Annotated in this window: 16 protein-coding genes; 11 read left to right on the top strand and 5 right to left on the bottom strand. The window is 75.1% G+C overall.

Going from position 1 to position 18,535, the window contains the following annotated elements; genetic code table 11:
- Positions 1-76: 76 nt before the first annotated feature.
- The gene (locus CR165_RS11605; protein ID WP_109517150.1) at positions 77-487 is read left to right on the top strand and encodes a helix-turn-helix domain-containing protein; all 411 of its coding nucleotides are present in this window, start codon (positions 77-79) and stop codon (positions 485-487) included.
- On the opposite strand, the gene CR165_RS11600 is transcribed toward CR165_RS11605, so the two are convergent.
- From CR165_RS11600 to CR165_RS24500, 4 genes are all read right to left on the bottom strand, one after another.
- Positions 469-2,055 (bottom strand): ABC transporter substrate-binding protein, encoded by a 1,587-nt coding sequence (locus tag CR165_RS11600; protein ID WP_109517149.1) that lies wholly within the window; start codon positions 2,053-2,055, stop codon positions 469-471. The two genes, CR165_RS11605 and CR165_RS11600, sit on opposite strands and share 19 nt — an antisense overlap.
- Before the next feature lie 56 nt (positions 2,056-2,111).
- The gene (locus CR165_RS11595; RefSeq protein ID WP_245906354.1) at positions 2,112-2,885 is read right to left on the bottom strand and encodes an SDR family NAD(P)-dependent oxidoreductase; all 774 of its coding nucleotides are present in this window, start codon (positions 2,883-2,885) and stop codon (positions 2,112-2,114) included.
- 93 nt (positions 2,886-2,978) lie between these two features.
- Positions 2,979-5,792, bottom strand: a complete 2,814-nt coding sequence (locus CR165_RS11590) for an ATP-binding protein (RefSeq protein ID WP_181378115.1) — start codon at positions 5,790-5,792, stop codon at positions 2,979-2,981.
- A gap of 404 nt (positions 5,793-6,196) precedes the next feature.
- Entirely contained in the window at positions 6,197-6,886 is a 690-nt protein-coding gene (locus CR165_RS24500) for a GntR family transcriptional regulator (RefSeq protein WP_181378114.1), read from the bottom strand.
- Between the two features lie 91 nt (positions 6,887-6,977).
- On the opposite strand from CR165_RS24500, the gene CR165_RS11585 reads away from it, so the two are divergent.
- The 7 genes from CR165_RS11585 to CR165_RS11555 all read left to right on the top strand — a co-directional run bounded on the left by CR165_RS11585 (position 6,978) and on the right by CR165_RS11555 (position 14,511).
- On the top strand, positions 6,978-8,705 hold the full coding sequence (locus CR165_RS11585) for an acetolactate synthase catalytic subunit (protein ID WP_109517147.1): 1,728 nt from the start codon (positions 6,978-6,980) through the stop codon (positions 8,703-8,705).
- The gene (locus tag CR165_RS11580) at positions 8,705-9,736 is read left to right on the top strand and encodes a zinc-dependent alcohol dehydrogenase (protein ID WP_109517146.1); all 1,032 of its coding nucleotides are present in this window, start codon (positions 8,705-8,707) and stop codon (positions 9,734-9,736) included. The genes CR165_RS11585 and CR165_RS11580 overlap by 1 nt, the downstream gene beginning before the upstream one ends.
- Entirely contained in the window at positions 9,733-10,506 is a 774-nt protein-coding gene (locus CR165_RS11575; RefSeq protein ID WP_109517145.1) for an SDR family NAD(P)-dependent oxidoreductase, read from the top strand. The genes CR165_RS11580 and CR165_RS11575 overlap by 4 nt, the downstream gene beginning before the upstream one ends.
- A 65-nt stretch (positions 10,507-10,571) precedes the next feature.
- Entirely contained in the window at positions 10,572-11,522 is a 951-nt protein-coding gene (locus CR165_RS11570; RefSeq protein ID WP_109517144.1) for a tripartite tricarboxylate transporter substrate binding protein, read from the top strand.
- An 8-nt stretch (positions 11,523-11,530) separates the two neighbouring features.
- Positions 11,531-12,013, top strand: a complete 483-nt coding sequence (locus CR165_RS11565; RefSeq protein WP_109517143.1) for a tripartite tricarboxylate transporter TctB family protein — start codon at positions 11,531-11,533, stop codon at positions 12,011-12,013.
- A gap of 4 nt (positions 12,014-12,017) precedes the next feature.
- Complete coding sequence (locus CR165_RS11560) at positions 12,018-13,508, top strand: tripartite tricarboxylate transporter permease (RefSeq protein ID WP_219929729.1); 1,491 nt, start codon at positions 12,018-12,020, stop codon at positions 13,506-13,508.
- A gap of 109 nt (positions 13,509-13,617) precedes the next feature.
- Entirely contained in the window at positions 13,618-14,511 is an 894-nt protein-coding gene (locus CR165_RS11555) for an MBL fold metallo-hydrolase (protein ID WP_109517141.1), read from the top strand.
- Between the two features lie 15 nt (positions 14,512-14,526).
- Here the strand turns inward: CR165_RS11555 and CR165_RS11550 are convergent, their stop codons facing one another.
- Positions 14,527-15,138 (bottom strand): TetR/AcrR family transcriptional regulator, encoded by a 612-nt coding sequence (locus tag CR165_RS11550; protein WP_109517140.1) that lies wholly within the window; start codon positions 15,136-15,138, stop codon positions 14,527-14,529.
- Between the two features lie 267 nt (positions 15,139-15,405).
- On the opposite strand from CR165_RS11550, the gene CR165_RS11545 reads away from it, so the two are divergent.
- From CR165_RS11545 to CR165_RS11535, 3 genes are read left to right on the top strand one after another with little or no spacing between them, the layout of a single operon-like run.
- Positions 15,406-15,852, top strand: a complete 447-nt coding sequence (locus CR165_RS11545) for a (2Fe-2S)-binding protein (RefSeq protein WP_109517139.1) — start codon at positions 15,406-15,408, stop codon at positions 15,850-15,852.
- A 17-nt stretch (positions 15,853-15,869) separates the two neighbouring features.
- Entirely contained in the window at positions 15,870-18,122 is a 2,253-nt protein-coding gene (locus CR165_RS11540) for a xanthine dehydrogenase family protein molybdopterin-binding subunit (RefSeq protein ID WP_109517138.1), read from the top strand.
- On the top strand, positions 18,122-18,514 hold the full coding sequence (locus CR165_RS11535) for a c-type cytochrome (protein ID WP_109517137.1): 393 nt from the start codon (positions 18,122-18,124) through the stop codon (positions 18,512-18,514). The genes CR165_RS11540 and CR165_RS11535 overlap by 1 nt, the downstream gene beginning before the upstream one ends.
- Positions 18,515-18,535: the final 21 nt, after the last annotated feature.

Here is an 18,535-nt window from a genome sequence, read left to right as displayed (position 1 = left end):
CACTCGCTCCCGCCGGGCACCGGCGGAACTCTCCCGGCAGCGGCGCCACGGGGCGCCCTTGCCGAGGACCGTGACCATGCCGCAAGCATCCCTCTCCAGCCGCCTGGCGCCCTGGCAGATCGGCAGGATCCTGCGCCATGTGGACGCGCATCTGGCCGAGGAGATCCCCATCTCCAGCCTGGCCGGGCTGGTGGGGCTCAGCGCCGGCTATTTCTCGCGCGCCTTCCGCGCCAGCCTGGGCACCTCGCCGCACGCCTTCATCCTCGAGCGGCGGCTGGCGCGGGCGCGGGCGATGATGCTGGGCACGGCGCTTGGCCTGTCCGAGATCGCGCAGGAATGCGGCTTCTGCGACCAGCCGCACCTGACCAAGCGCTTCCGGCGGGCGATGGGCGTCAGCCCGGCGGCGTGGCGCCGCAGCCAGGGGCGCCGGCCCGCGGCGGCGCGGGCCACCCCGCCGGAGTCCGTGCTTCAGGGTGCGGCCGCCTGATGCGCGTCCAGCGCCAGGGTCAGGCTGTCCACCCGCGCGTCGTAGGTGATGCCGGCGCGCATCGCCCAGGTGCTGGCCTGGTGGAACAGCGGCAGCAGCGCCACGTCCTCGTCGAGGGCAAGGCGCGCCGCTTGCCGCCACAGCGCGTTGCGCGGCCCGGCCCCCGGCGTGGCAAGGGCGGTGTCGATCAGCGCGTCGAGGCGCGGATTGCCGTAGCCGGTGCCGTTCAACGCGCCGCGCCCGCGCGCCGGGTCGCGGCTGGCGAGCAGGGCGGTGAGGAAGCTGTTCGGCTCGCCCGGCCCAGTCAGCCAGCCGAACAGGGCCATCGAGAACCGCCCGGCGCCGTAGCGCGGGAAGAAGCTGACGGCGGGCGAGGCCTCGACCGAGACCTCGATGCCCGCCTGCCGCCACATCTGCGCCAGGGCCTGCAACAGCTGCTCGTCATTGGTGAAGCGGTCGGTGGTGCCGGACAGTTCGAGCCGCAGCCCCCGGCTCCAGCCGGCCTCCTCCAGCAGCCGGCGCGCCCCGGCGCGGTCCGCTGGCACCGGCCGCAGGGCGGGGTCGGCTGAGTCACGCCCGGGCGGCATGATCTGCGCGGTCGGCGCCGCCTCGCCATCCATCACCTGGGTGGCCAGCGCGGTGCGGTCCAGCGCCAGGGAGAGGGCGCGCCGCACACGCGGGTCGGCCAGCGGGTTGGCCTCGCCGGGGCGGAGCTCCGGGCGGTGGTTGAGCGCCACATACATCACCCGCGTGCCGGGCTGGCGCACCAGGCGCAGCCCCAGGGTTCCGGCCACGCCCTGCGCGTCGCGCGGCGGCAGGTTCTCGATCAGGTCCAGCTCCCCGGCCAGCAGCGCGCCGAGCCGGGCGCTGTCCTGCGGCAGGACGCGCAGGCTGACCCGCTTCCATTCCGGTGCCGGCCGCCGGGCGACCTGCCACCAGCCCTCGTCGCGCTCCAGCAGGGCGCCCTCGCCACGGCGATAGGCGCGCAGGCGGAACGGACCGCTGCCCAGGACGGCGGCGCCGGCGTTGAACGCGGCCGGCGCTGCCGTGGCGGCGATGCGGGCGGGCACCACCAGGATGGTCGTCAGCCCGTTCGGCAGCAGCGGCGCCGGGCCGTCGGTGTACAGGCGCAGCACGTCCGGCGCCGCCACCTCCACACGCCGCAGCCCCACCAGGAAGGGCGTGTAGCGGCCGGGGCTGTCGGGGATGGTCATGGCGCGGTGCAGGCTGGCGGCGGCGTCCTCGGCCCGCACCGGCGTTCCGTCGGCGAAGCGCGCCGCGGGGTCCATCCGCAGCTCCCATCCCGCGCCGCCGGCCAGCGGTGTCCACTGGCGGGCCAGCATCGGCAGCAGGCGGCCGTCATGGCTCCATTGCAGCAGGGCCTCGAAGAGATGCCGCTGCAGGGCGAAATTGGCCGCGTCGGCGTGGAAATGCGGGTCCAGCGTGGTTGGCGAAACCGCCATGCCGATGCGCAGCTCCGCCGCGCCGCCGGCCGGCGCGGCCGCCAGGGCCGGCGCCAGGGCCAGGAGAATCCGCCAGATGGGCCGGCGGGGTTCATGCGTTGACATGCGCGCAAAATGCGCCGGGGCGCCTTGCCCTGCCAAGCCCGGCGACGGGTGGCCGCTCAGGCGCCGTAGCCGCCGTCGATCGCCAGCACCGCCCCGGTGACGAAGGAGGCCTCCGGGCTGGCCAGGAACAGGATGCCGGCCGCCACCTCCTCCGGCTCGCCGAAGCGGCCGAGCGCGGTGCCGCAGCGCTGCGGTGCCGCGAAGGGGCCGTCGGCCGGGTTGTGCTCGGTGTTGATCGGCCCCGCCTGCACCACGTTGACGGTGATGCCGAGCGGCCCGAGGTCGCGCGCCGCGCCCTTGCTGAAGCCGACCACCGCAGCCCGCGTGGCGGCATAGTCGGCCAGCCCCGCGCCGCCGACGAAGCCGGCCACGGCGCAGCCCATGGTGATGATCCGCCCGCCCGGCCGCATCAGCGGCGCCGCCGCGCGGATGGCGGTGAAGACGCCGCCGATGTTCACCGCCGCCTGCGCCGCCAGGGCCGCGCCGTCGATATCCGGGTCGTCCACCGGGCCGGTGACGAAATGCGCCGCGTTGTTGACCAGGATGTCGAGCGCGCCGAACTCCTCGCGCACGGCGCGCACCATGCGGTGGATGTCGTCTGCCCGCCCCTGGTCGGCCTGGTAGGCGGCGGCCCGCCCGCCGCGCCGCCCGATCGCGCGCACCACCTCGGCGGCGCGGTCGGCATCGTGGCGGAAGCTGATGGCCACCGCCGCGCCGGCTTCCGCCAGGGCCAGCGCCGCCGCCCGGCCGATGCCGCGCGAGCCGCCGGTGACCAGCGCCACCTTGCCGGCCAGCCTGCCCGCGCCGCCATTGCCCGCCCCGAACGACACGCCGCGATCCTCGCCCTGGCCATCACCATCCGCCATCCGGCGGAGGCGCAGCATGGTAAGGGGCGCGGGCGGTCCGCTTGGCCGATCCTGCCCTCAACCGTCGCCGAGCAGCGCGCGCGCCGCGCGCAGATCGGGCGTGTCGGCCCGCGGCGGGAAGCGGGCGACGATGCCGGCCAGCAGTGCCTCCGCCGCCGGATCTGACGCACACTCCCGCCGCATCCGGGCGAAGCTGGTGGCGGCGCGCAGCGACCAGGCGGGCGCCGCCTGTCGCGCCGCCAGCGCCAGCGCCGCGCGGAACGCCGCCGCCGCCGCGCCCGCATCCCCCAGCGCCAGCCGGCATTCGCCGCCCAGGCGGAGATATTCCGGCTCGAACCAGGCCTCGCCGCAGCCGCGCGCATCGGCCAGCGCGGCCTCGACCGCCACCAGCGCCTCCGCCGGCCGCCCCAGGCGCAGCAGCGCCGTGGCGACGCCGGCATGCAGGATCGGCAGCCGCGCGCTGAAGGCGGTGGGCGCCATGCCCGCCATGCGCTCGCGCAGCTGCGCCAGGCCCTCCTCCATCCGGCCGGCGGCAATCCACTCCAGCGCCCGGTAGCTCTCGCCCCAGAGCACCCAGGCCTGGGTCTGCCGCAGCTCGCCCAGCATCCTGGCGCGCACCGCGGCGGCGCGCGCCATGTCGCCCGCCAGGAAGGCCACCGGCCCCGCGCCCAGCGCCAGGGCGAAGAAATGGCTGAAGGGGTGCTCCAGCGCGCGCGCCTCGGCCGCCGTCTCGTCGGCCAGCGCCAGGGCCGCCTCCGTCTCGCCCTGCAGCCACAGGATGCGGGCCAGCACGCTCTTGGAGAGGATGCGCTGGTCGTAGAAGTTCAGCTTGCTCTGGTGCGGCTGCAGCGCCCGGCGCGGGTAGCGGGCGAGCATCGCCTCGGTCAGCCGGCGCGCCTCTGCCTGCTCGCCCTGCATGTGCAGGATGTAGCCCACCAGTCGGTCCCCCACAGGCCCGTCATCGGGCTGGCCGGAGGCCCAGGCGATGTCGCGGAAGCGGTGGGCATAGGCCAGCGCCTGGCCGTAGTCGCGCCGCATGGCGCCGAGCGCCAGCCCGTTCAGCGCGCGCAGCTGGTGCTCCACGTCGCCGAGCTGCTCGGCAAAGACCAGCGTGTTGACCCAGGCGGATTCCAGTGTGCCCGACTGGAATACCGTGATGGTGCCGAGCGCGGCGTAGAGCCGCATGCCGAGGCGCGGCTCCTGCTCCACCTCGGCGCGGAAGGCGGCGATGGCCGCGTCCAGCCGCCGCCGCGTCTCGTCGATCAGGCCGAAGGAGGACCAGAGCGGCACGCCGGCGAGGGTGAGGGCGATGCCGGTGCGCCGCTGGCAGGCGGGGCCCAGCGCCCAGTCGATGGCGGCGCGCAGGTTGTCGATGTCGGGCGCCAGCCGGGCGCGCGCCTCGGCCACCGGCACGGCGGCCCACAGCGCCTCGGCCCGCCGGAACACCGCCTCGAAATGGCTGGCGTGGCGCAGCGCGGTGGCCTCCGCCTCGCCCGCCTCCTCCAGCTTGCCGGCCAGGTAGAGCCGCGTCGTGTCGAGGCAGCGATAGGCCGTGCCGCCCGGCCGCGCCTGCAGGGCGAGGAAGGACTTGTCCAGCAGGCTGCCGAGGCGGTCGATGATCTCGGCCTCCGTCTCTCCCTCGTCGGCGCCGACGGCCAGCGCCGCCTCCAGCGTGAAGCAGCCCTGGAACACGGCGAGCCGGCGCAGCAGGCGCTGCTCCTCCGGCGGCAGCAGGCCGTGGCTCCAGTCCAGCGTGGCGCGCAGCGTCTGGTGGCGGGGCAGGGCGGTGCGGCGGCCCTGCATCAGCAGCCGGAAGCGGTCGCCCAGCCGCTCCGCCAGGGCCTGCAGGCCGAGCTGGGCGGCGCGGGTGGCGGCCAGCTCGATGGCCAGCGGAATGCCGTCCAGCTGGCGGCAGATCTGCGCCACCAGCCCTGCCTCCGCATCGGTGAGCGCCGGCATGGCGCCGGCGGCCTGCAACCGCTCGACGAACAGGGCGATGGCGGGGAAGCCCATCGCCTCTCGCGCGCCCGGCGCGGCGCCGGGCGGCGGCGCCTCCATCGAGGGCAGGCGGTAGGTCCATTCCCCCTCGGCCCGCAGCGGCTCGCGGCTGGTGGCCAGCACATGCAGCCGCGGCGCCGACTGGAGGAGGTGTTCCGCAAGGCGCGCGGCGGCGCCGATCACCGGCTCGCAGCTGTCCAGGATGACCAGCCGGTGCGCCCCGGCCAGCGCGGCGGCGAGGCCGCCTTCGGCCCGCCCCTCCGCCTCCAGCGCGGCGAGGACCCGGCCCTGCGCCAGCGCGCCGTCGGTCAGGGTGCCGAGGTCGATGAACAGCGGCGGCTGTGCGTATTCCGCCGCCAGCCGCCGCGCGACGGACAACGCCACGGTGGTCTTGCCGATGCCGCCCGCGCCGGTGACGCTGACGAAGCGGTGCTCCCGCAACCGCCCGGCGATGAGGCCGATATCGGTCTCGCGGCCCAGCACGGGCTGCAGCCGCACCGGCAGCGTGGCCGCCGCCGGCGGTGTGGCGGGGCGTGGAACGGGGGGCGCCGGCCCTGTCTCCAGCGGCGCGACGAAGCTGTACCCGCGGCCCGGCACAGTGAGCACGTGGCGCGCCTCCGCCTCGCTCTCGCCGAGCGCCCGGCGCAGCGCGGCGACCTGGGCGCGCAGGTTGGAGTCCTCGATGTGGCGGCCGGGCCAGACGGCGGGGAGCAGCGCGTCGCGGTCGAGCACCTCGCCCGGCCGCTGCGCCAGCGCGATCAGCAGGTCGAGCGCCCGTTGCCCGATGCGGACCGGCTCACCCTCCCGCAGCAGCCGCTTGCGGCGGGGGAGCAGGGTGAAGCCGCCGAACCGGATCTCCTCGCCGCTCTCCACACCCTCCTCCGATCGTCCCTGCGGACCCGGTGCCCGTGCGGGATGCGCGATATATGTCGGCTTCTCAGCCGGTGGCAATGTCAGCGCCGGCCATGGGCGCCCAGGCCACTTCCCCCGGGTCCGCTCCAGCGGGACGGGCGCTTCCGCTGCCCCCGCCAAAGTCCTCGATCCGCCAGGGCAGCGCGGCCTCCGCCGCACTGGCGCGCATCCATCGGGCAAGAATGCGGTGCCTCCGGGTGCCTCCGCCCGGCGCCGCGCCCCGGCAGGGCGGCCTCCCGGGCTGCCGCGGCGGCCGGCCCTACGGCGCTGCCGGCCTCCCGCCGGCAAGGTGAGGACTCTGGCGGGAGCCGCCCCGGCTGGCCGGGGCGGGGACTTGGGCGGGAAGGTTGGCGGCGGGCGCGTGCTCAGCCGGCCGGCGCGGCGGGCCGGGCCAGCATGTCCGCCAGCACGGCGCCATGCTCGCGCAGGTCGCGCTCCACGGCGGCGCGGGCGGCGACGGGGTCGCGCGCCGCCAGCGCGGCGAGCAGCGCCACATGCGGGTGGTCCTGCGGCGCCACGGGGCGCGGCACGGTGAACAGCAGGTTGATGGTGGGGCCGGCCTGCACCCAGAGGCTCTCCACCATGCGCTGCAGCACCGGCATCCGCGCCAGGGCGATGGTGTGGAAATGGAACAGCTCGTTCTCGGTCAGCACCATGCGCGCATCGTTGCGCAGCCGGCCCTCGGCGACGCGGGCATGGATGGCGCGCAGCGCGGCGATGTCCTCCGGCGTGGCCAGCTCGGCGGCGCGGGCGGCGGCGCGGCCTTCCAGCTCCACCCGCAGCTCCATGATCTCTTTGTAGCGCTCCGGCGCCAGGCGCGGCACCCAGGCGATGCCGCGCGCGTCGAGGTCGAGCCCGCCTTCCGAGACCAGGCGCAGCAGCGCCTCGCGCACCGGCGTCGGGCTCACCTGCATCTCCTGCGCCAGCAGCCGGTGCACCAGCTTCTGGCCGGGCGAGAGGCGGCCGGACATCAGCGCGGCGCGCAGGCGGCGATAGACCTTGCCGGCGAGGCTTTCCTCGCGGTCGACGGGGGCAAGCGGGGGAAGGGCATCCATGGCGGCGGGACTCATCGGGGGGCGCCCTTGACGTGTCAAGCAAACCGGCATTTGCTATAGCAAACACCAAATACCACGAGGAAACCTCCGGATGCCAGACAGCGCCCCCTCCCTCGCGGCGAACGCGACCGTCGCCCTGCGCCTGGCCGAGGCGCTCGCCCGCCACGGCGTCACCCTGACCTTCGGGCAGAGCCTGCCCTCGGCCTTCCACCTCGCCGCGCCGCATGCCGGCATCGCGCAGAAGGTCTACCGGCAGGAGAACATGGGCGGTACGATGGCCGACGGCTATGCGCGCATCTCGGGCAAGGTCGGCATCGTCACGGCGCAGAACGGGCCGGCCGCCACCCTGCTGGTGCCGCCGCTGGCCGAGGCGCTGAAGGCCAGCGTGCCGGTCATCGCGCTGGTGCAGGAGGTGACGCGCGACAGCGCCGACCGCAACGCCTTCCAGGAATTCGACCACCTGAAGATGTTCGACCCGGTGGCCAAGTTCGTCCGCCGCATCGACCGCGCGGACCGGCTGGAGGACTATGTGGACATGGCCTTCGTCGCCGCCACCTCCGGCCGGCCGGGCCCCGCCGTGCTGCTGCTGCCGGCCGACCTGCTGCTGGAGCGGGCCGCCCCCGTGGCGCGGCGCCGCGCCAATCTCGGCAGCTACCCGCTGGACCGGCCGCAGCCGGAGGCCGCCCGCATCGAGGAGGCGGCGGCGCTGCTGGCGGGGGCGGCGCGGCCCATCGTCATCGCCGGCGGCGGCGTGCATCTCTCCGGCGCGGCGGCGGAGCTGGCGGCGCTGCAGGAGGAGGCGCACCTGCCCGTGGCCACCACCTTCATGGGCAAGGGCAGCGTGGCGGAGACGCATCCGCTCTCGGTCGGCGTCGTCGGCAACACGATGGGGCAGGGCGCCCGCGCCCGCGCGCTGCGGCCGCTGGTGGCGGAGGCCGATGTGGTGCTGCTGGTGGGCAACCGCACCAACCAGAACGGCACGGACAGCTGGACGCTCTACCCGCCCGATGCCCGCTACATCCACATCGACCCCGATCCGCTGGAGATCGGCCGCAACTACGAGGCGCTGCGCCTGACGGGCGACGCGCGCGCCACGCTGGCGGCGCTGCGCGCGGCGATGGCGCGGCAGGACCTCGCCGCCCGCGCCGCCGCGCGCCCGGCGCTGGAGCGGCAGATCGGCGCCGCGGTCGAAGAGTGGCGTGCCCTGGTGGCCGGCGTCTGCGCGCGCGACGGCGGGCCGGTGCGCCCCGAGCGCGTCGCCGCCGAGATCGACCGCCGCCTGCCGGAGGACGGCATCATGGTGGCCGACGCCTCCTACTCCTCCAACTGGATCAACATCTACATGACGGCCCGGCGGGCCGGGCAGCGCTTCCTGACGCCGCGCGGCCTGGCGGGCCTCGGCTGGGGCGTGCCGCTGGCCATCGGCGCGCAGGTGGCGGCGCCGGAGCGGCGCGTGGTCTGCCTCTGCGGCGATGGCGGCTTCGGCCATTCCTGGGCGGAGCTGGAGACGCTGCAGCGGCTGGCGCTGCCCGTCACCGTGGTGGTGCTGAACAACGGCATCCTCGGCTTCCAGAAGCATGCCGAGGACACGAAGTTCGGCGAGCACACCATCGCCTGCGATTTCGGCGCGGTGGACCACGCCGCCATCGCCCGCGCCTGCGGCATCGCCGGGCACCGCGTGACGAAGGGGGAGGAGCTGGGCGCCGCGCTGGACGCCGCCTTCGCCTCCGGCGCGCCGGCGCTGATCGAGGTGCTGACCGACCCGGACGCCAAGCCGCCGCTCACCATGTATCACGGCCACTTCCCCGAGCCGTTCTGATGCTGGCGCTGCGCAAGACGCGCCCCGCGCCCGGGCTGGAGGCGCTGGACGCGCCGGAGCCCGGCGCCCCCGGCCCGGGCGAGGTGCTGCTGCGGATCGAGGCCGTGGGCATCTGCGGCAGCGACGTGCACGCCTATGAGTGGACCGAGGGCTATGGCCACATGGCGCCGCACCTGCCGCTGACCATGGGGCACGAGATGGCGGGCCGCGTGCTCGCCGCCGGCCCTGGCGCCGGCATCGCCGAGGGCACGCGCGTGGCGGCGCATCCCGGCCTCGTCTGCGGGGAATGCCCGGCCTGCCGGCGCGGCGAGCCGCGCGGCTGCGAGCGCCGCCGCACCCTGGGCCTGACCTGCGATGGCGGCTTCGCCCGCCTGCTGCGCCTGCCCGCCGCCAATGTGCTGCCGCTGCCCGCGGCGGTGGATGCGGAGCTCGGCGCGCTGGTCGAGCCGCTGGCCGTCGCCGCCGAGGCGGTGCGGGTGGGGGAGGTCTCGCTGGGCGACACGGTGCTGGTGCTGGGGCCGGGCACCATCGGCCAGGGGCTGGCGCTCATGGCGCGCGCCGCCGGTGCGGGGCAGGTGATCGTCGCCGGGCGGGCGGACGCGCCACGCTTCGCCGTGCTGGAGCAACTCGGCTTCACGGACCGGGTGGATGTGGCGGAGGGGCCGCTCGCCGCGCAGGTGCTGGCGCTGACCGGCGGCCGCAAGGTGGACGTGGTGCTGGAGGCCACCGGCCACCCGCCCTCCATCGCCGGGGCGCTGGGCGTGCTGCGGCGCGACGGCGTGCTGGTGGTGGCCGGCATCCACGCCGCGCCGCTCGCCCTGCCGCTCACCGACTTCGTCCGCAACCGCCACCAGCTCCGCGCCTCGCACGGCTCGGCGCGCGGCACCTGGGACCGGGTGCTGGCGCTGCTGGCGCGCGACCCGGAGGGGTTCCGCCCGATGATCACCCACCGCCTGCCGCTCGAGCGCGGCCTCGAGGGGTTCGAGCTTTCCCGCCAGCGTGCCGCCAGCAAGGTGATCCTGACGCCATGAGCCTTCCCGCCCTCCGCCCCGATGACCGCGTCGCCCTCGTCACCGGCGCGGCGCGCGGCCTCGGCGCCGCCATCGCCCGCGCGCTCGCCGCCGCCGGCCACCCCGTCATCCTGGCCGATGTGCTGGAGGGGGTGGAGGCGCTCGCGGCGGAGCTGAACGCCGCCGGCCACCGCGCCCGTGCCCTGCCGCTCGACGTCGCCGACGAGGCCGCCATCGCCGCCCTGCCGCAGGCGCTGGGCGCCTGGTGGGAGGCGCTCGGCGTGCTGGTGAACAATGCCGGCATCTCGCCCAAGGTCGATGGCCGCAAGCGGCTGGTCGAGGAGATCCCGACCGAGGAATGGCGCCGCGTGATGGACGTCAACCTCACCGGCCCCTTCCTGCTCTCGCGCGCCGCCATTCCGGTGCTGAAGCGCCGGCGCTGGGGCCGCATCGTCATGATGACCAGCCAGGCGGCGCATGTGCCGAGCAGCATCACCGGCGCCTATTACGGCGCCTCCAAGGCCGGGCTGATGGGCTTCGCCCGCAACCTGGCGGCGGAGCTGGGGCCCTTCGGCATCACCGTCAACAGCGTGGCGCCGGGGCGCATCGCGACCGACATGGTGGCCGGCGCCGCGCCGGGGATGAACGAGGCCTTCATCGCCCGCATCCCGCTCGCCCGGCTGGGGGAGCCGGCGGAGGTGGGGGCGGTGGTCCGCTTCCTCGCCTCGGACGACGCCGGCTACCTGACCGGCACCACCATCGACGTCGGCGGCGGCAGCTACATGCCCTGAGCGCGCCGCCCCTGGTCCAGGCGCGCCAAGCGCCGGGCCGCTCATCCCGGGAGGAAGGAAGAACCATGCAACGACGCACCCTGCTGGCGGCCGCGCCCGCCGCCCTGCTCGCCCCGCGCCTCGCCCGCGCCGCCACCTGGCCGGAGCGCGAGATCTCCGTCATCGTCCAGTACGGGCCGGGCGGCTCCACCGACGTCTCCACCCGCGCCATCGCCGCCGAGGCGGAGAAGATCCTCGGCGTGCCGCTGCAGGTGGTGAACCGCCCCGGCGGGCAGGGCACGGTGGGGCCGCAGCAGGTGGCGGCGGCGCGGCCGGATGGCTACACGCTGGGCACCACCGGCCTCGCCGGCCTGGCCATCGCGCCGCACATGCTGGACGTGCCCTACAGCGCCGACAGCTTCACCTTCCTGCCCGCCTTCGCGCGCTACCTCTACGGCATCGCCGTGCGCGCGGAATCGCCGCACCGGAGCATCGCCGACCTGCTCGCCGCGGCGAAGGCGAAGCGCACCACCTTCGCGGCGACCGGCGCACCCAACAACATCGGCATGTTCGACCTGGGGCGGAAGGCGGGGGCGCGCTTCCAGTTCGTCCCCTTCGGCTCCGGCGCGGAGGCGGTGACGGCGGCGCTGGGCGGGCATGTGGACGCGGTGATCCAGAACCCGCCCGAGATGCTGCCGGCGCTGCAATCCGGCCGGCTGCGCCTGCTCGCCTCGGCCAGCGCCGGCCGCTGGAAGGAGTACCCCGACGTGCCGACGCTGCGCGAGCAGGGCCACGACGTGGTGGTGGATTCCATGATCGGCTTCATCGCGCCCAAGGGCGTGCCGGAGGAGCGGCTGGCGGTGCTGAGCCGCGCCTTCCTGGAAGCCGCGCGGAAGCCGGCGCTGGCGGAGATCCTCGGCCGCTTCGGCATGGTGCCGGCGGTGATGCAGCCGGACGAGTTCGAGCGCACGGTGCGCGAGGCGCATGACCGCTTCGGCCCCGAGCTGCGCGAGGCCGGCCTGGCGCGGAAGCGTTGAGCGGCGGCATGACACGGACCGCGCGCTGGGTCGCCCTCGGCGGCCTCGCTTTCGCCCTACTCGGCTGGCGGGAGGCATCGCGGCTGGAGCGCTGGGGCTGGGACGGCCCCGGCCCCGGGCTGGTGCCGCAGGTGCTGCTGGTGCTGATCGGCCTCGCCGCGCTGGCGGTGCTGGCCTGGCCGGGCGACGCCACGGCCGAGGCGGAGGGCGGCGCGGCGCCGCACCGCAGCCGCACCTTCCTGGCCTATGCGGCGGCCATGCTGGGGGTGGCGCTGGCGCTGCCCTATGCCGGCTTCATCCTGCCGATGCTGCTGGCGGTGCTGCTGATGCTGCGGCTGGGCGAGGGTGCGCGCTGGCGCACCGCCGGCCCCTACGCCGTGGCGCTGACGGCGGGCACGGTGCTGCTGTTCGGCACGCTGCTCGGCGTGCCCTTCCCGCCCGGGCCGGTGGAGCACGCGCTCTCCGGCCTCGGCCTGCTGCGGGGGGCGTGAGGCCATGATGGACGGGCTGCTGCACGGCTTTGCCGTGCTCTCCACCTGGCAGAATCTGAGCCTCTGCCTGCTCGGCGCGGTGCTTGGCACGGTGGTGGGGGTGCTGCCGGGGCTCGGCCCCGCCACCACCATCGCGCTGCTGCTGCCGATCACGCTGAAGCTGGACCCGACGGGCGCCATCATCCTGCTCGCCGGCATCTACTACGGCGTGGCCTATGGCGGCACGCTGACCTCGGTGCTGATGCGCATCCCCGGCGAGGCCTCCTCCGTCGTCACCTGCCTCGACGGCTACGAGATGGCGCGCAAGGGGCGGGCGGGGGCGGCGCTCGGCATCGCCGCCATCGGCTCCTTCTTCGCCGGCACGGTGGGCATCCTCGGCGTCATGCTGCTCTCGCCGCCGCTGGCGGAGCTGGTGATCGCCTTCGGGCCGTGGGAATACGCGGCGCTGATGCTGGCGGGGCTGTCGCTCATCGCCTTCTTCGCCGCCTCGGGGCTGGCCAAGGCGGCGCTGATGGCGCTGCTCGGCCTGCTGCTGGGGGCGGTCGGCATCGACCCCATCGCCGGCACGCCGCGCTTCACCTTCGGCATCCCCGAGCTGGTGGACGGCATCAACATCACGCCGCTGGCGCTTGGCCTGTTCGGCCTGTCGGAGCTGCTGTTCCTGGCGCTGGTGCCGGCTGGCCGCTCGGAGATCCTGCGCCCGCCCTCCTCGCTGCTCGGCTTCCTGCCCAGCCGGGAGGAGGCGCGCCGCTCCGTGGCGCCGGTGCTGCGCGGCACCGGCCTCGGCTTCCTGGTGGGGCTGCTGCCCGGGGGCGGTGCGGTGCTGGCCTCCTTCCTCTCCTACGCGGTGGAGAAGCGGCTGGCGCGGCGCCCGCAGGAATTCGGCCGCGGCGCGGTGGAGGGCGTGGCGGGGCCGGAGGCGGCCAACAATGCCGGCACGGCGGGCGCCTTCATCCCGCTGCTCACCCTCGGCATCCCGGCCAATGCGGTGACGGCGCTGCTGCTGGGCGCGCTGCTGATCCATGGCGTGCAGCCGGGGCCGATGATCCTGGAGCGGCAGCCGGAGATCTACTGGGGCGTCATCGCCTCCATGTATCTCGGCAATGTCCTGCTGCTGGTGCTGAACCTGCCGCTGGTCGGGCTGTTCGTGCGGGCGCTGGAGATCCCGCGCCGCTTCATGGCGGCGGCCATCCTCTCCATCTGCGTCATCGGCGTCTACAGCACCAACCTCGCCAGCTTCGACGTGCTGCTGGCGGTGGGCTTCGGCCTGCTCGGCTTCGTGCTGCGGCGCGGTGGGTTCGACCTTGGGCCGCTGGTGCTGGCCTATGTGCTGGGGCCGACCTTCGAGCGCTCGCTGCGCCAGGGCCTGCTGATCTCGGATGGCGACCTGACGGCGCTGCTGGAGCGGCCGATCGCGCTGGGCTTCATCGCCGCCGCCACGCTGACGCTGCTGGCCGCGATGCTGCTGCGCAACCGCGCCCGGGTGGCGGACTGAGCCGGTCCGCCGCCCCCATCCGATCCTGCCACGCTTGCGCGCGGCCGGCCGGCGGCGGCATGATCCGCCGCCGGCCACCGACGGGCCGGCCCGGAGGAGGAGAGGGCCCATGACGCCAGCGTCCGAAGCGCCGAGCCCCGGCGCCACGCCACGGATCACGCCGTTCTTCGACAAGGAGAGCAACACCATCAGCTACGTGGTGCGTGACCCGGCCTCGCTGTCCTGCGCCGTGATCGACAGCGTGCTGGATTTCGACTACGCCGCCGGCCGCGTCTCCACCGCCTCGGCCGATGCCGTCATCGAGCACATCCGGCGCGAGAAGCTGCACCTCGAATGGCTCATCGAGACGCATGTGCACGCCGACCATCTCTCGGCGGCGCCCTACATCCAGCAGCGCCTGGGCGGCCGCATCGGCATCGGCGAGGGCATTCGCGCGGTGCAGGACACCTTCGGCAAGGTGTTCAACGAGGGCACCGAGTTCCGCCGCGACGGCAGCCAGTTCGACCACCTGTTCCAGGACGGCGACACCTACGAGATCGGCGCCCTGCGCGGCACCGCGCTCAGCACCCCGGGCCACACCCCCGCCTGCATGACGCATGTGATCGGCGATGCCGCCTTCGTCGGCGACACGCTGTTCATGCCCGATGGCGGCACCGCGCGGGCCGATTTCCCCGGCGGCGACGCCCATGCCCTCTACCGCTCGATCCGCCGCGTGCTGGCCCTGCCGCCGGAGACGCGGCTGTTCATGTGCCACGACTACGGCCCCAACGGGCGCCCGATCCGCTGGGAGACGACGGTGGCCGAGGAGCGGGCGCACAACATCCATGTGCGGGACGGCGTGACGGAGGAGGAGTTCGTCGCCCTGCGCACCGCGCGGGACGCGACCCTGGCGATGCCCCGGCTGATCATCCCCTCGATCCAGGTGAACATGCAGGCGGGCCAGCTCCCGCCGGCCGACGGCGCCGGCCGGCGTTTCCTCAAGGTGCCGCTCAACGGGCTCTGAGGGCGGCGGCCGGCCTCAGCCCGGCGGCCGGAGCAGGCGGCGGGCGGCCTCCACCACCGCCGCCCGGTGGAGCGCCAATGGGGGCAGCGCCAGCGGGTGCGGCGCCAGCGGCGGCTCCGCCGCCCCGGCCAGCTGGCGCACTTCCTTCGGCATGTGGCACCAGCTGCGGGCGAGGGCGATGAGAAGGCTGAGCAGCGCCGCCGGGTCCCAGCCCGCGTCGATCAGCCCCGCCTGCTGCGCGCCGCGCAGCTTCTCCACCTTGGCCCGGTAGGCGGCCAGCCGGGGATGGTCCTCCGGCAGGCTCTGGCCGGTGTCCTCCAGGGCGCACCAGGCGGCGATGCGGTGGTGGTCCGGGTGGCGCTGGAAGTGGTCGAACAGCCGGCCGACATAGCCGGGCAGGTCGGCGGGGTCCATCGGCACGGCACGGGCGATCTCGGCCATCTGCTGGGCCTTGATGGTCTCCAGCAGCTCCTCCTTGTCGTGGAAATAGGCGTAGAGCCGTTCCTTGCTGGTGCGCGCCGCCGCGGCGATGCGGTTGATGCGTGCGCCGGCGATGCCGTGATCGGCGAATTCCCGCAGGGCCGCCTCCAGGATGCGCGTGCGCGTCGTCTCGTCCGCCGGTGACATTGCCCTGACCCGCTCCCGTGGTGCCCCGCTCCTGCCGGGCTTCCGCCCTGACCGAACCATTTGGTTTGACATCCTGGCCGGGGCTTGGCTAAACCCGAACCGTCTGGTTCTGCCAGCCCGGCCCGCCCTCCTGTGTAGGGCCTCGCCGCCGGGCGCGACAGGGCCGCAACCGCTTTTCCCCTGGCCCCGCCCGGCCTGCCAGCCGGCGCCGCCAGCCTTCGCCCACCCCGCTTCCTGCTGCCCCGCTTCCCCCGAAGGACGGTCCCCATGGAACTGATCATCAACGGCACGCCGCGCCGCGTGGAGTCCGAGGCCGACACCCCCCTGCTCTGGGTGATCCGCGACGAGCTCGGCATGACCGGCACCAAGTATGGCTGCGGCGCCGCGCAGTGCGGCGCCTGCACCGTGCTGGTGGACGGCCAGCCGACGCGCTCCTGCGTCACGCCGGTGGAGAGCGTCGCCGGCCTGCCCGTCACCACCATCGAGGCGATCGGCGAGGACCCGGTGGGCCGGAAGGTGGTGGAGGCCTGGGTGGCGCAGCAGGTGCCGCAATGCGGCTACTGCCAGTCCGGCCAGGTGATGGCGGCCACCGCGCTGCTGAAGCAGACGCCGCAGCCTTCGGACGAGGACATCGCCGCCGCCATGACCAATCTGTGCCGCTGCGGCACCTACAACGCCATCGCCGCCGCCACGCGGCAGGCCGCGCAAGGCTGAGCGGGAAGCATCGCGCCATGAACGCCATCACGCCCCCCGCCCTGGTCGAGGCCCTCGCGCTGCGCGACGCGCTGCCCGAGGACCGGCCGCTCAACCTCTCCCGCCGCGGCCTGCTCGGCGCTTCGCTCGGCGCGCTGGTGCTGGGCGCCGCGCTGCGCGCCGCCCCCGCCCGCGCCCAGGCCGCAGCCGCCGCGGCGAAGCCCGGCACCCGCGTGCCCGCCTTCCTCGAGATCCGCCCCGACGGCGCCATCCTGCTCAAGAGCCCCTTCGTCGAGGGCGGGCAGGGTGTCTCCACCGCCATGGCGCAGATCGTCGGCGAGGAGCTGGACGCCGACCCCGCCCGCTTCACCGTGGAATGCGCGCCGCCCGGCGCGGACTACCTGGTGGTGAACGGCATGCGCATCACCGGCGGCAGCTACTCGGTGCGCAGCAGCTACGCCACCATGCGCCAGCTTGGCGCCAGCGCCCGGCACATGCTGCTGCAGGCCGCCGCCACGCGCCTCGGCGTGCCGCCGGAGAGCCTTTCCACCGCGCCGGGCCGGGTGGTCCATGCCGCCTCCGGCCGCACGCTGGACTATGGCGCGCTGGCCACCGAGGCCGCCGCGCTGCCGGTGCCCGAGGGCGTGGCGCTGCGCGCGGAGAAGGATTTCCGCTGGATCGGCAAGCCGGTCGCGCGGCTGGACGTGCGGGAGAAATCCACCGGCAAGGCCACCTACGCCATCGACATGGCGGTGGAGGGCATGTTGCAGGCCGCCGTGCAGCACGCGCCACGCCTGGGCGGCGAGCCCGGCGCCATCGCCAACGAGGCGGCGGTGCGGGCGATGCCGGGGGTGCACTCCATTCACCGCCTGCCGGGCGCCGTGGCCGTGGTGGCGGACCGCTGGTGGCGCGCCCGCCGCGCGGCGGAGGCGCTGGAGGTCACCTGGACCGCCCCCGCCGCCGAGGCGCGCAACGCCCTGCCGGCCGATTTCTCCTCGGAGGGGATGCGCGCCGCCCTGGCCGCCGCCCCCGGCCCCGGCAACGCCGCCGAGACGGAGGGCGATGCCGCCGCCGCGCTGAAGGGCGCTGCCCGCACCGTCGAGGCGACCTATGACGCGCCCTACCTGGCGCATGGCCAGCTCGAGCCGCCCTCGGCCCTCGCCCGCTGGAACGCCGATGGCACGCTCGACCTCTGGCTGCCCAACCAGGCGCCGGAGATGTTCCAGCGCGTCGCCGCGCAGCTGGCCGGCATCGCACCCGAGAAGGTGAGGATCCACTCGCCGATGCTGGGCGGCTTCTTCGGCCGCCACTTCCTCTACGACGCGGCCAACCCCTTCCCGCAGGCCATCCAGCTTGCCAAGGCGACCGGCCGCCCGGTGAAGCTGATCTGGAGCCGCGAGGAGGAGTTCCTGCGCGATGCGCTGCGGCCGATGGGGCTGGCGCGCTTCCGCGCCGGCCTCGGCGCCGACGGGATGCCCGTGGCGCTGGAGGCCGAGGCGGTGGGCGAGGGGCCGATCGGCCGCTACTTCGGCACGAAGCCCGGCGCGGCCGACCCCTCGGTGGTGGAGGGCATCGCCGGCAAGCCCTACGCCATCCCCAACCGCCGCGTGGCGCAGGTGCCGGTGAAGCACCCGGCGGTCATCGGCTTCTGGCGCTCCGTCGGCCACTCGATGAACGACTTCTTCTACGAGGCCTTCCTCGACGAGATGGCCGAGGCCGGCGGCCAGGACCCCTACGCGCTGCGCCTGCGCCTGCTGGCGGGGAAGCCGCGCCACAAGGCGCTGCTGGAGGCGGTGGCCGACCTCTCGGGCGGCTGGAAGCGCGGCCCCTACGAGGCGGCGGACGGCACCAGGCGCGCCCGCGGCGTCGCCATGGCCTCGCCCTTCGGCAGCGAGGTGGCGACCATCGCCGAGGTCTCGCTGAAGGGCGGCGAGGTGGTGGTGCACGATGTCTGGGTGGCGATCGACCCGGGCCGCATCGTCAACCCGGCCATCATCGAGGCGCAGGTGAACTCCGCCGTGGCGCTCGGCCTCTCCTCGGCGCTGCTGGAGGAGGTGGTCTATGCCGATGGCGCACCGCAGGCCCGCAATTTCGACGGCTACCCGATCCTGCCGCCGGACCGCATGCCGCGCGTGCATGTGCGCATCGTCGAGAGCGGCGCGCCGATGGGCGGGATCGGCGAGCCGGGCCTGCCCGGCGTGCCGCCCGCCGTGGTCAACGCGGTGGCCGCGCTGACCGGCCAGCGCATCCGCAGCCTGCCGCTTTCCAAGACCCGCCTCGGAGCCGCCTGATGATCGCCTGTCGCCTGTCCGCCGCCGCCCTGCCCATTGCTGCCCTGCTTGGCGCCGCCCTGCTCGCCGCCCCCTCCGCCCGCGCGGAGGAGGGGGATGCGGCGCGGGGCCGCACCCTGTTCCAGCGCCAGTGCCAGTCCTGCCACCAGGTGGCGCAGCCGCGCAACGGCGTCGGTCCCACGCTGCAGGGCGTGGTCGGCCGCGCATCGGCCAGCGTCGAGGGCTACAACTACTCGCCGGCGCTGAAGGCGCTGGGCCAGAGCTGGACGCCCGAGACCCTCGGCGCCTTCCTGGCCAACCCGACCGGCGTGGCGCGCGGCACCCGCATGGTGCAGCGCGTGGCGGCCGAGCAGGACCGCAAGGACATCATCGCCTTCCTCGCGGCGCCCTGAGGCCCGCCGCCCAGGGCTTTG

It is taken from the genome of Teichococcus aestuarii, from assembly GCF_003116135.1.
In the GTDB taxonomy this organism is placed as follows: domain Bacteria; phylum Pseudomonadota; class Alphaproteobacteria; order Acetobacterales; family Acetobacteraceae; genus Pseudoroseomonas; species Pseudoroseomonas aestuarii.
Note: the sequence above shows the minus strand (reverse complement) of the source record. Positions and strands in the feature narration are given on the sequence as shown.